The organism is Acinetobacter sp. 479375, from assembly GCF_000581715.1.
GTDB classification, from domain to species: domain Bacteria; phylum Pseudomonadota; class Gammaproteobacteria; order Pseudomonadales; family Moraxellaceae; genus Acinetobacter; species Acinetobacter ursingii.
Genome location: NZ_JEZN01000001.1, coordinates 68,886 through 81,848, shown reverse-complemented (window position 1 = coordinate 81,848; position 12,963 = coordinate 68,886). Strand labels below are relative to the sequence as shown.

Below are 12,963 nucleotides of genomic sequence, written 5' to 3'. Positions count from 1 at the left end.
ATATTGTCAAACAAAATTATGACATTGATGTTACATAAAGGCGAAAGTTTTGTCATTTGGTGAGTTTATAGAAGATATTGTCAAATCCATAAAATATTTACATGATAAATATAAAAAATGAATTTTGAAAAAAAGTTAAAATAAATCATGAGGTACAAACTAGCTATAACAAGCGGCCGCAAATTTTATTTTAAAAATTACACATAAGGATATGCCTTCACCATTATATTTGCCTTACAGCCAACATAATGAATTAGGAAAATGCGACAACAGCTAAGCCCTGAAGATCAGGAGACTTTACTGGGTTTGGGCAAGGCGCATGCCAAAGATGTTAAGAAAAATAATGTATTGGAATTGAAAAACCCACGTTCAAACCTGGGCTTTACTTTTAACGAGGTTTTTCCAAATTGCTTTTTGATTCTAATCGTCACTTTCATCACCTAAATCTGCAAATAGCGCTTTAGCTGAATGATAGGTTGCAGGCTCGGGATCAGCATTCATGGCTGCGATGGTGATTAAATTTGGTATTTTTAACTCTCGCGGAAATTGCTCAGGATTAACAACGTGTGTCAGTAAAAGTCGTATTGCCTCTGAACTCCTAAGTCCAACTTGCACTAAGGTGTCTTCAGCCTGATTTTTTAAATCATGCTCTTACACGTACATAATCATTTTTGTCTAAAGCAGTTGCCATAGCATGCTACATATAACTTTTTAATGGCATTTTAGGAAGATTTATTTCCCAAAACGCCATAATTCACACTTGCACAAAAACACAAGTTATTGTTTTAATTGGGCTAATTGGTGCGCTCAGCGGGACTCGAACCCACGCCACAGGCTTCGGAAACCTGTACTCTATCCAGTTGAGCTATGAGCGCATGCGTGGCACATCATAGGCAAAAAAACGCATGGGGTAAAGTAAATAAGCAAGACTAATTGCATTTATGTTTAATTAATCATCACTTTAAAATAAATTTAAATGCCCCATACATCTTTTGCACCCTATAAAGTGAATGACTATCGTTGCAAATTTAGTTTGATTAAATCCTATTAATACACTTGGCTTATGTTTTCAGATCGATCAAAATACCGCTACTATTTCGTATTGTGAGATTTTCATGACTGATGCATTGAAGTTACACGATTTGTCTAAGACATATCGCAATGGATTTCAGGCACTTAAAGGAATTGATTTAACCGTTCCTGAAGGCGAATTTTATGCACTCTTAGGGCCAAACGGTGCAGGTAAATCAACCACCATCAGTATTATTAGTTCATTGACCAAAAAAACCTCTGGAACAGTCGAGATTTTTGGACATAATCTGGACACTCATCCTTCTCATGCCAAACAATGCCTCGGTGTCGTTCCCCAAGAATTTAACTTTGGTCAATTTGAGAAAACCTTTGATATTCTCGTCACTCAAGCGGGATATTATGGCATTCCGCAAAAACTGGCAGAACAACGTGCAGAACTTTATCTAGAAAAATTAGGACTTTGGGAAAAGCGTAATATCCAGTCACGTATGCTTTCTGGCGGGATGAAACGCCGTTTGATGATTGCCCGTGCCATGATGCATGAACCCAAATTATTGATTCTGGATGAACCTACTGCGGGGGTTGATATTGAACTTCGACGTTCCATGTGGGATTTTCTGGTCGAAATGAATAATAATGGAACGTCTATTATTTTGACAACCCATTATCTCGAAGAAGCAGAAATGCTCTGCCGTCGAATTGCTATTATTGATCGAGGGACGATCAAAGAAGATACCTCTATGAAAAACTTCCTGAATCAACTCAGTGAAGAATCCTTTATTTTTGATCTCGCTTATCCGATTGAACCCTTAGATAACATTAATATTATTGGCGTTCGATTTAACCAGATTGATCCAATGACTTTAGAAGTCACCATGGATAAGGCTCATTCGCTCAATGATCTTTTCCAGCTTTTAGAGGCTCAAGGAATCACTGTCCGTAGCATGCGTAACAAATCTAATCGCCTTGAAGAACTCTTTGTCAAAATGGTCGAAAAGAATCTTCAGGGAGCAGCATCATGAATTTCGCCCAATTACAAACCGCACTCTGGACATTAGTTCGTAAAGAAATCCGTCGTTTCATGCGGATTTGGCCTCAGACCCTATTGCCACCTGCAATTACCATGAGTTTGTACTTCATTATTTTTGGTAATCTCGTCGGTTCGCGTGTGGGACAAATGGCTGGCTTTAGCTATATGCAATTTATCGTTCCTGGCTTGATCATGATGGCAATTATTACCAACAGTTATGCCAACGTCTCCTCCAGTTTTTTTAGTGCTAAATTTCAAAAAAGCATTGAAGAATTAATCATGAGTCCAGTGCCATTACATCTTATTTTATGGGGCTATGTGATTGGTGGGGTGTGTCGCGGTGTACTTGTTGGGATTATCGTCACCATCATGAGTTTATTTTTTACAGACCTTTATATCCATAATTGGTTCGTGACGATCTATACCGTTTTAGTGACCGCTTTTTTATTTTCGCTTGGCGGCTTTATTAATGCGGTTTATGCCAAATCCTTTGATGACATTTCGATTATCCCGACTTTCGTACTTACTCCGCTGACTTATTTGGGCGGTGTATTTTATGCGATTAGTGCTTTGGCTCCATTTTGGCAACATTTATCATTAATTAATCCAATTGTTTATATGGTCAATGCCTTTCGTTATGGAATTTTAGGGCAAAGTGATGTCAATGTGACGCTTTCCCTTGTCATCGTAACAATTTGCTGTGCCGTTTTATATGCGGTCGCTTACTATTTATTAGCTCGTGGTTCAGGAATGCGTGAATGAGTGTTGAACAATCTTTATTGGGTAAAGAAACTGAATATCCTACTGAATATCAGCCCAGTGTTTTATTTCCAATTGCCCGTGCCCTTTCGCGTGAAAATTATGCTGACTTAAAAGGCATTACTCAGGGTTTAGACTGGTGGCATGTTTTTGAATTGTCATGGTTGAATGCCTTAGGTATTCCACAAGTTGCGATTGGTCGTATTACGCTACCCGCGACTTCAACCAATTTGATCGAGTCTAAATCGCTTAAACTTTATTTTAATAGTTTAAATTTTCATCGGCTCGATTCAAAACAGGATTTAATTGACCTTGTAGAACAAGATTTAAGCCAAGCTGCCAATGCAAAAGTGACGCTTGAATTGTTTGATGTAGATGCGCTAGAAATTACCAAACCTCAAGGCATCTGTATCGATGATTTAATTCCTGAGCATCTGGAAAATCATCCAAATGCTGGACTTTTAAAACTAGATGTAGAACAGCAAGATCATGTGGATGTCACACTATTTTCACATTTATTGCGTAGTAATTGTCCTGTAACAGGACAACCCGACTGGGGCACGGTATTTATACGTTTTCAAGGGCTTAAGCCTTGTTATCGTAGTATTTTGGCGTATATTATCTCCTACCGTCAGCACAATGGCTTTCACGAGCAATGTGTAGAACAGATGTTTGCCGATATCTGGACTCACCTGCAACCCGAAAAGCTGATGGTATATGCAACATATACACGTCGTGGAGGACTGGATATCAATCCATGTCGTGTATCGGATTTGTCATGGATGCCAAACCCTATCCGATTGGCTCGACAATAAAACGAATAATTGAGGAACTTATATGCCATTTTTTGGTTTTATCCCGTCTGAATCATTGCTCAACAATATTCAAACTGGTATTCAGAAAAAAAATTCAAGTGAACCGCTTTATCCATTACGTGATGAAGTTGCTTTACAGATTAATGATGAAATTCTGGATGCCATTTTGCTTGAGCTCGTCCGTCGTTTTCCTGAAAGTGATAAGCGTGAAACAGCCGAAAAACTGGCAGGCTATGTCAAATCAACAGTTGCTGTTCTACTTAAACAACTATTAAGTAAAGCACCGAACGATGTGGTTAAACAATCTATCGAATTTTCTGAACATAGTTTACATAAAGACCCAGAAGGTCGTTATCGAGTCGGTGAAGATCTTGATCCGACACTGGTGACCAATCTTAAAAATAGCTTTGCTGAAATCAAAGCAGGAAACGAGGTCGATCGTCGCGTATTGTCTGAGCAATACAAACAATTTGCTGATGCCACGATTCGTCATTTCATGATTGATTTCAATAAAACTCTAGATTTAGGCATGATCAAACGAAAAGGTGCCGATATTGGTGCAGCAGCGGTGACAAAGGCCGTACATATTGCCATCGACAAGCTCATTCCTCATTTACATAAAGAGGAAATTAATGCCTTGGCAGAATATCACGACACATTATTTTTCAATTGATTGATCGTTATAATAGAATCTTCATCGAAAACTCGGCAAAAGTCGGGTTTTTTTTTATTGCAAAATATGGATATACATTGCCTAAAACAGCAGTTATGTTAGCATGCGCCAAGCATTGATTGACCCTGTATAAAATCGCATGTCTCCAAGTTCTCAATACAAATTTTTACGTCAAGCACCCCGTGATGGCTTAAGCACAGCTATGCAACCTTCACGCTTTCAAAAATTACATATTGACCCTTGGCTATGTACTTTTTTAATTCTAAACGCCTGTCTGGGATTGACCGTTTTATATAGCGCCTCCGCACAGGATGTTGGGCTGGTCACCAAGCAAGCCATGAGTTTTGGTATCGGATTTGCCGTGATGATCACCTTGGCTCAGATCCCCCCCAAAGTTTATCAAGCCTTTTCACCGTATTTTTATGCGTTTGGGGTTTTATCACTGATCTCCGTCATGGTATTTGGCGAAATTCGTATGGGTGCAAAACGCTGGATTGATATTCCAGGGTTTGGAAGTGTACAGCCCAGCGAATTTATGAAAATTGGCATGCCGATGATGATTGCGTGGTTTTTATCACGTAAACCACTGCCCCCAAGTTTTATGAATGTCATCCTTTCTTTGGTGTTGATTGGTATCCCTTTTCTACTAATCGCTGAACAGCCTGATTTGGGAACTTCTGTGCTCATTTTGGCCAGTGGTATGTTTGTACTCTTTCTCAGTGGACTATCTTGGAAAATGATTGGTGCTGCGCTGATTGGTGCTGGCATTATTATTCCAATTGCATGGGAATTTTTACTACATGACTACCAAAGACAGCGCGTACTCACTTTGCTTAATCCAGAAGCGGATGCTCTAGGTACAGGCTGGAATATTATCCAGTCTAAAACAGCCATCGGTTCTGGCGGCTTTTCAGGAAAAGGCTTCCTTGAAGGCACTCAATCACATTTACACTTCTTACCTGAAGGTCATACTGACTTTATTATCGCGGCATTTTCAGAAGAATTTGGTCTGATCGGCGTCACTATTTTAATCCTTCTTTATTTTGCCATTATTTTTAGAACTTTCCAGATCGGTATGAACTGCTTCCATAACTATGGGCGTTTGGTTGCTGGTGCATTAGGTTTGTCCTTTTTTGTTTATGTATTTGTAAATGCAGGCATGGTCAGTGGTATTTTACCTGTAGTCGGTGTGCCTTTACCTTTTATGAGCTATGGCGGAACGGCAATTATTACCTTAATGGCCACTTTTGGACTGGTGATGTCCATTCACACTCATCGTTGATGGGTCACTCTATAATTAGGAAAACTTTAAATCATGTTGAAACTGGTATTGAAAAAACCATTGAAACAATTTTGTCTTTTTAGCGGTTTTCTTGCCGCAGCAGTATGTGCTGAAGCCAATGAATTTATAAATGATCCCAATTACGCAGCATTTAAACAAAAAACCATGTCCAAATATGGTCTAAGTGCTGAACAAATTGATAGTGCGATGAATGGCGCGCGAAACTTACCCAATATTTTAACCATTATGACCCGCCCTGGTGAAAGCAAACCGTGGTATGACTATAAAGCAATGTTTCTCAGCGAAGGAACAATTCAACGCGGTGTACGATTTAAAAATCAGTATGCAGATGTGCTCAATCGCGCTGAACAGCAATTTGGCGTCCCTCAGTCCGTTATTTTGGGCATTTTAGGGGTTGAGACGGGTTATGGCGCCAATAGAGGCTCTTTCATCACCCGAGATGCGCTCGCGACGCTGGCATTTGGATATCCACGTCGTGCTGAGTATTTTGGTGATGAACTGAGCTCATTGCTAGCATGGACGTATAAAGAAGGCTATCCAACCAATAGTATTGTAGGTTCTTATGCAGGTGCGATTGGCTATCCACAATTTATGCCAAGCAATATTACCAAGTACGGCGTGGATTACGATGGCAGCGGGCATATTGATTTAAGAAATTCCGCAGAAGATGCGATCGCCTCTATTGCAAATTATCTGGCTCAAAATGGCTGGCAACGTAACCGACCGATCGGATTTGCAGCACGTTATATAGGTTCTAATCCCGACAGTGTGATTGCCAAAGATCTGACTCAACCCGTTCCCTATGGCACATTAAAAGATCAGGGCGTAACCCCACTTAATCCGATTATCAAAATCGATAATCTAGATCTGGTAAATGTCATTCAACTTCAAGAAAATTATGGACCTATGTACTATATTACCTACCCTAATTTCCAAGTGATCACGACCTACAATCGAAGCAGAATGTATGCGACTGCGGTGTGGTTATTGGGTACTGAGGTTGCAAGCCGTTAACACGAATTTTTAAATAAAATACAAAAGTCAATAAAAATTTATGATGCATTGCTCACAAAAAATACTTTTTAAATGATTTGTTACAAAATTGATCATTTATTAACCGTTTTTTGTGAGTTTTTGTCCTTTTTGTAACTTTTTTCTAGCAAAGACTAGACACTATGATTCAGCGCTGAATATCATCCTCCTCCATAAAGCAATTGCAAAAGTGAATAATTTAGACACTTTCCGCTTTAATTTTTTAGGAATCCGCCTGAATTAAAAAGCGTTTTTCGTGTCTGTAGGAGTTTAAGTAATGCAGTTTTCGCTAAAATATGTCTTAGCGCTTACAGTCGGACTGACGGTTACGCAGTCTCAGGCTGAAATGATGCCAGCAAGCTCTCTTTCAAATGATACTGAAAGTTCTAGCCTTGCAGCACGTGTGCTAAACAAACAGTCACAAAGTTTTAATTCACATTTTTCAAACTTGAATAGTCTTTCAATCACCGAAAGTTCGGGTGATCAAATCCGTCGTCAAACCATTGCGGCAAAAATTGAAGTTCCTGAAGATGAGCCTTCAGTGATTGAAAAATTAAATACTGTTGCATCAAACACTGTTCGTAAATTTACACAAACAGGGATTGCATCTTGGTATGGTCGTCAATTTCATGGTCGTAAAACAGCCAGTGGCGATACGTTTGATATGAATGAGCTCACTGCTGCTCATCGTAGCTTGCCGTTAAACTGTTACATCCGTGTGACCAATAAAGACAATGGTAAAAGTGTTGTCGTGAAAGTTAACGATCGTGGTCCTTTCCATGGCAATCGTGTTCTTGATTTATCTTATGGTGCTGCCAAACGCATCGGTCTGACCAATGCAGGCACAGCGAAAGTCAGTATTGAACGTGTTGATGGACCAAATTCTTAATTATTAAAACTCCTATTCACTGCTTTATAGAGCCGCATCCTGTGGCTCTTTTTTATTTTTCAGACAATACTTTTATCTCTATTCAACCTGAATTTTACATTCTACAGAAACTTCAAATCAGGCATTTTTTATACACAAATTTTTTACATCAGTTCCAATTTAGTTATTTCCTCACCATTTGCGATTAGAGCCGTTTAATTTTAAAAAAGCTACCCTAGTATTGTTTTTATCAAATATTACGTTTATACGCGTTTTAAAGGCGCTAATACGCCAAATATTTTGAGCAATTTTACGGTGTGTCGTATTTTTCTTTAAAATTGCATGATTTTGAACGCTCAATTGGACAAGATGACTGGTACATTCAAGATGTCTTTTGACGCATTTAAAATTCTGGTCTATATTCAATTTTAGAACCGTTTTTTAACATGCATGGAGTGCATCATGAAAACAATTACTGAATGGTTTGATGACTACAGCGATAGTCATCAAAATAAAACCAACAAAGCCATTCACTGGGTCTGCGTTCCCGCTATTCTTTTTTCGATTATAGGGATTGTTGCCCATTTTAGCGCTCTGCTCACTGCACTTTTACTGGTTCTCACTCTTGTTTTTTATGCTCGACTCGATTTAGTACTTGCTGTTGCGATGGTCGCACTGATCGCAATCATGGCATGGTTAATTTATATACTTCCTGTGGGATTCGGATTTTATATTGGCATTTTTATCATTGCCTGGATTGGCCAATTTTATGGTCATAAGATTGAAGGAAAAAAACCATCTTTTTTCAAAGATTTACAATTTTTACTGATTGGACCAGTCTGGTGTATGGATGCTTATCTTGCAAAAGTATTTCCAAACTGGAAAAGTCGTCAGCTAGGTTTATCCAATTCATAAACTAGCCTATAAGCTTTAGGCTGATTTCGCCTAAAGCTTATAGCGTATGAAACATAAAATTTAGTGCATAAAAGAACAATAAGCTAATGATTACATTATAGATAATTTTTATGCGCAAATAAGCCAATACCACACACAAAATAGCGGCATATAGATAAGCATTTGTCGGAAGCGCTCTAATTTGATTACCCTCAAAAAATACGATTGGTAAACAAATCGCAGTCAACAAACAGGGGGCTGAATATTTCAACATTCGTTCAATAAAGGTTGGTAGTCGAATATGAATATTGGGCGATAAAAAGATATAACGATTAAAAAATACGATAGCAGCTAACGCACAGATCATGAGCCATGTCATTCTTTGCTCTCCTCTGCGAAGCGCTCGAGATAAACAGCAGTTACCATGCCAAGTAAACCAGAAATCAGGATTGCCCCTTCCACGTGATAAAGACGCAATATAAAACCGCTCAGGCAAGTGACCAATACTGCCAAAACCACCCGAAAATTTTTGATTAAAGGGACAACCATGGCAATAAAAATCGCGACAATTGAAAAATCCAGATGATAGTTCATTAAGTTTGGAATCATATGTGCCAGCAAAATTCCAACAACACTAAATACCAGCCAAAATAGATAAAAACATAATCCAGCCCCTAACATATAATCTGGATGACGTTTTTCTGGAGCTAAACTGACTGCAAATAATTCATCTGTCAGTAAAAAACCAAGAGGTAGTCTCTGTCTGACGGGTAATACCGAAATATTATTTCTAAAGGTCAAAGCGTAAATAAAATGCTGCGAAGTAAGAAAAAAAATCGTAATTAAAATGGTGAGTGTAGAAGCCCCTTCCATGACTAGACTTAAACTCACCAATTGAGCCGCGCCAGCAAAAACTAATGAAGACATCGCAAAGGCTTTAGCAAAAGACAAACCTGCATTGACTGCCATCGAACCTGCCAGAATCCCCCACGGAATAACTGCGATGGAAAGCGGCATAATTGCCATGACGCCCTGAAAAAAAGGACGCGTCCTAAAAGATGAAGAATCAGGTAAAGACATTGAATACTCATCCAAATTTTGATTTGAAGGTGAATAAATACAAATTATGGACGATTTTAAAGTTGTTGCCTTGTATAAAATTGCTATTCAGTGAGATGAGCTGGGTTTGAGTATCTTAGATTGGCGATATATTGAGCAGGTGTTACACCCATCGCCTTTTTAAAATGTCGATTGAAATGACTTTGGTCAGAAAAGCCACATAGCGTTGCAACAGTCGCAATTGAATGTTCCTTTTTAAGCATTTGTCTTGCTTTATGCAATCGTACTTGTACCAACCAACCATGTGGTGGCAATCCTACGTATTTTTTAAATTGACGTAAGAAATGCCACGCGCTCAGACCTGCCAAATTCGCCAATTCAGTTAAACTATAATGATTTTCAGGAGTACTCGCCAATAATTCCTTAATCATTAATATTTTTCTCTGAGCTTCTGGTACATTGACCAAGTTACGCTGATATTGTCCATGACGCGACATAAGGTAAGTTAAAGTAGACAAATACATACTTTCTTTCAGCAAAACATTCTCTTTTTGCTCAAGCAAATCAAAAAGTAAACACAATTGCTGGGCTAGCCCTTCATCGCGTACTACAGCTTGCGGAAACCACGGCGCTCCGTGCCGATCTACAAAAACATCTCTGCCAATTTCACTCAACATTTCCGGGGTTGGATAAATCGCACGATAACGCCAACCCGACTCCACAGCGGATGAGCCTGTATGAATTTCATCGGCATTGACTAAAATAATATCGCCTTTAGGCGCGATATGCAGCTCACCCGTCCTAAAAAAAGACTGTGCGCCATCTTCAATTACGCCAATACAATAGCCTTCATGCACATGTTTGGAAAATTGTGTCTGGTGATAATGTGCTTTTAGTAATTCTAAGCCACCTAATTCACGAACATGTAAATAGTTGGCTTGTTCTTGCTGCATATTCTGCCTCATTCTGCTCTACAGGCAACCTTAGCATGTACAGACAAACTGTCTAGAATAAAATTGCTGTAAATCACAAATCACTGCGATTTGATTTACTCGATATTTTACTATTCCCAAACTTCAAAAACTTATTGATAAGTTTGTCCATTATGCTTTAACCAACCATTTTCATGGGTACCACGAGGATCACGATGCGTCCAGTGAACGATTCCGCCCTTTGGGTTATATTCATATTCACCATTAAACTCAACCGTATCGCCTTTTTTTAAATGCTCAATGCGAGGCGCAAGGTCAATATTATGCGCAACTAAAACCGTTAAACCATTCGCTAGACTGAGAATAAATTTTTGATGACGAGAACCCTCATGATCATCAGCCAGAACTGCTTTAACTTTACCGCTAGTCTGCACCTGAATATGACTTCGATGCTGTGCAAAAGCATCTGAAATAGCTTGTAACCCTTGTTGTGCTTGAGTTTGGTTGTCTTGATTCTGATCGAGCACCACTTGATTTTGCATTTCATGGTGGGTAGTCTCATTATTTAATCGTGAATTTGGCTTTATAACGGAATACGCATAATAACCCGCTATAAACGCAATGATAGCGATCATTAAATAGTTTTGTTTCTTGCTCATTGTTGTTCTCATCTACTTGTTATGCATCATCTAAATATAAAAAAAGCCCCAAACGGGGCTTTTCTTGGCAAAATAAAATTATTTTGCAGCGGCTTGAGCAGCAGCAACTTCTTCAGCGAAGCTCATTTCTGCTTTTTTCTCAATCCCTTCACCCACTTCGAAACGTACAAACTCAACAACATTAGTACCAGATGCTTTTAATACATCAGCAACTTTCTTGTCATTGTCGATAACATACATTTGACGATCAAGTGCAACTTCGTTCAAATATTTTTCAACTGAACCAGATACCATTTTTTCAACGATATTTGCAGGCTTACCAGATTCAATTGCTTTTGCTTCAGCAATTTCTTTCTCTTTCGCGATAAGGTCAGCAGAAACCGCTTCAGCATTTACTGCAACTGGATTGAACGCAGCAACGTGCATTGCAATACCTTTACCAGTTTCAGCATCACCCGCATAAGAAACCACAACACCGATACGAAGACCGTGTTTGTAAACTGCAAGTGCATCACCAGTTACGATTTTGGCACGGCGAACTTGAATGTTTTCACCAATTTTTTGAACAAGCGCAATACGAGCTTCTTCAACAGTTTGACCGTCAGCTAATTTTAATTCTGCAATTTTAGCAGGATCAGTTTCACCAGATGCCAAAACCGCTTGAGCTACTGCATTTGAGAAGTTTGCAAAGTTTTCGTCTTTTGCAACGAAATCAGTTTGGCAGTTTACTTCAACCAATACTGCTTTATTACCATCTTGAACGATCGTGATCGCGCCATCAGCTGCAATGTTACCCGCTTTTTTAGCAGCTTTTGCTTGACCAGATTTACGAAGGTTATCAATCGCAAGCTCAATGTCACCGTTCGCTTCTGTTAATGCTTTTTTGCATTCCATCATTGCAAGACCAGTACGGTCACGTAATTCTTTTACCATGCTTGCAGTAATTGCAGTCATGTTGTTCTCCTAAATCGGTAGAAAATAAATCTGTTCAACAAAAACGGCCCTAAGTAAAACCTGGGCCGTTTGCTTTTCGACGCTTTAATTTGCCACCATTACATGTCGCAAAAATGACAAGCTTGCGTCAAAACGCATTAAGCCTCAGGAGCTTCTTTCGCTTCTTCGCCTTTTGCTTGTGCATTTGCTTGAGTTTGAGCGTATTCTTTACCAGCAAGAATTGCATCAGCCATTGCTGAAGCATACAAAGTTACTGCACGGATCGCATCGTCATTACCAGGAATGATGTAATCAACATTGTCTGGGTTTGAGTTTGTATCAACGATACCGATAACAGGAATACCTAAGTTTTTAGCTTCTTTAATCGCAATTGCTTCGTGGTCAACGTCAATTACAAATAATGCGTCAGGTAAACCACCCATGTTCTTAACACCGCCTAAAGAGCGCTCAAGTTTATCCATCTCACGAGTACGCTCTAACGCTTCACGCTTAGTCAGCTTAGCGAAAGTACCGTCTTGAGATTGAGTTTGAAGGTCTTTTAAACGATTGATAGATTGGCGAAGTGTTTTCCAGTTCGTCAACATACCACCTAACCAACGGTGATCTACATAGGGTTGACCAGCGCGTTGAGCTTGTTCACGGATGATGTTTGAAGCAGCACGTTTTGTACCAACGAACAAAACTTTGTTCTTTTTGCTTGCTAACTGGTTAGCGAAGTTCAAAGCATCATTTAACGCAGGAACAGTATGCTCAAGGTTGATGATGTGAATTTTGTTACGCGCGCCAAAAATGTATTGACGCATTTTTGGGTTCCAGAAACGAGTTTGGTGACCAAAGTGCGCGCCTGCTTGAAGAAGGTCACGCATGCTTACGTTGTATTCTGCCATTTTTCTTTACCTTAAAGTTGGGTTAGGCCTCCATATGTCCAGCATTCTCCACCTTTATAAAAGGCA

At 39.2% G+C, this 12,963-nt stretch carries 14 protein-coding genes, 1 tRNA gene and 1 pseudogene; 8 read left to right on the top strand and 8 right to left on the bottom strand.

Features of this window, described 5'->3' with window-relative positions; translation table 11 throughout:
* Positions 1-420: 420 nt before the first annotated feature.
* Positions 421-636, bottom strand: a pseudogene (locus J500_RS17020) (type II toxin-antitoxin system RelB/DinJ family antitoxin); the annotation flags it as partial.
* A gap of 163 nt (positions 637-799) precedes the next feature.
* A tRNA-Arg gene (locus J500_RS00435) sits at positions 800-875 on the bottom strand.
* Between the two features lie 240 nt (positions 876-1,115).
* On the opposite strand from J500_RS00435, the gene J500_RS00430 reads away from it, so the two are divergent.
* The 8 genes from J500_RS00430 to J500_RS00395 all read left to right on the top strand — a co-directional run bounded on the left by J500_RS00430 (position 1,116) and on the right by J500_RS00395 (position 8,427).
* The gene (locus J500_RS00430) at positions 1,116-2,054 is read left to right on the top strand and encodes an ABC transporter ATP-binding protein (protein WP_004988582.1); all 939 of its coding nucleotides are present in this window, start codon (positions 1,116-1,118) and stop codon (positions 2,052-2,054) included.
* Positions 2,051-2,824, top strand: coding sequence for an ABC transporter permease (locus J500_RS00425; protein WP_004996891.1), 774 nt, complete (start codon positions 2,051-2,053; stop codon positions 2,822-2,824). Before J500_RS00430 ends, J500_RS00425 begins: the two co-directional genes overlap by 4 nt.
* A complete protein-coding gene (gene queF / locus J500_RS00420) occupies positions 2,821-3,636 on the top strand; it encodes an NADPH-dependent 7-cyano-7-deazaguanine reductase QueF (protein WP_004996889.1) in 816 nt (271 codons plus the stop codon). Before J500_RS00425 ends, queF begins: the two co-directional genes overlap by 4 nt.
* Positions 3,637-3,658: 22 nt before the next feature.
* The gene (locus J500_RS00415) at positions 3,659-4,309 is read left to right on the top strand and encodes a hypothetical protein (protein WP_004988601.1); all 651 of its coding nucleotides are present in this window, start codon (positions 3,659-3,661) and stop codon (positions 4,307-4,309) included.
* 139 nt (positions 4,310-4,448) lie between these two features.
* Positions 4,449-5,591, top strand: a complete 1,143-nt coding sequence (rodA, locus tag J500_RS00410; RefSeq protein ID WP_004988605.1) for a rod shape-determining protein RodA — start codon at positions 4,449-4,451, stop codon at positions 5,589-5,591.
* A gap of 33 nt (positions 5,592-5,624) precedes the next feature.
* Positions 5,625-6,626 (top strand): lytic murein transglycosylase B, encoded by a 1,002-nt coding sequence (gene mltB, locus J500_RS00405; RefSeq protein ID WP_004996887.1) that lies wholly within the window; start codon positions 5,625-5,627, stop codon positions 6,624-6,626.
* A gap of 295 nt (positions 6,627-6,921) precedes the next feature.
* A complete protein-coding gene (locus tag J500_RS00400; protein ID WP_004996886.1) occupies positions 6,922-7,533 on the top strand; it encodes a septal ring lytic transglycosylase RlpA family protein in 612 nt (203 codons plus the stop codon).
* Positions 7,534-7,974: 441 nt separating this feature from the next.
* The gene (locus J500_RS00395) at positions 7,975-8,427 is read left to right on the top strand and encodes a DUF962 domain-containing protein (RefSeq protein WP_004996885.1); all 453 of its coding nucleotides are present in this window, start codon (positions 7,975-7,977) and stop codon (positions 8,425-8,427) included.
* A gap of 37 nt (positions 8,428-8,464) precedes the next feature.
* Here J500_RS00395 and J500_RS00390 read toward each other — a convergent pair whose 3' ends face one another.
* The 6 genes from J500_RS00390 to rpsB form a co-directional block, all read right to left on the bottom strand.
* Positions 8,465-8,785 carry an AzlD domain-containing protein gene (locus tag J500_RS00390; RefSeq protein WP_004996884.1) on the bottom strand — a complete coding sequence of 107 codons (321 nt, stop codon included), beginning with the start codon at positions 8,783-8,785 and terminating at the stop codon, positions 8,465-8,467.
* Positions 8,782-9,486, bottom strand: a complete 705-nt coding sequence (locus J500_RS00385) for an AzlC family ABC transporter permease (protein ID WP_004996882.1) — start codon at positions 9,484-9,486, stop codon at positions 8,782-8,784. Before J500_RS00385 ends, J500_RS00390 begins: the two co-directional genes overlap by 4 nt.
* Positions 9,487-9,569: 83 nt before the next feature.
* Complete coding sequence (locus J500_RS00380) at positions 9,570-10,418, bottom strand: AraC family transcriptional regulator (protein ID WP_004996881.1); 849 nt, start codon at positions 10,416-10,418, stop codon at positions 9,570-9,572.
* Positions 10,419-10,549: 131 nt separating this feature from the next.
* On the bottom strand, positions 10,550-11,056 hold the full coding sequence (locus J500_RS00375) for a DUF3465 domain-containing protein (RefSeq protein ID WP_004996880.1): 507 nt from the start codon (positions 11,054-11,056) through the stop codon (positions 10,550-10,552).
* Between the two features lie 78 nt (positions 11,057-11,134).
* Positions 11,135-12,010, bottom strand: a complete 876-nt coding sequence (tsf, locus tag J500_RS00370) for a translation elongation factor Ts (RefSeq protein ID WP_004996875.1) — start codon at positions 12,008-12,010, stop codon at positions 11,135-11,137.
* 137 nt (positions 12,011-12,147) lie between these two features.
* A complete protein-coding gene (rpsB, locus tag J500_RS00365) occupies positions 12,148-12,897 on the bottom strand; it encodes a 30S ribosomal protein S2 (RefSeq protein WP_004988625.1) in 750 nt (249 codons plus the stop codon).
* Between the last annotated feature and the right edge of the window lie 66 nt (positions 12,898-12,963).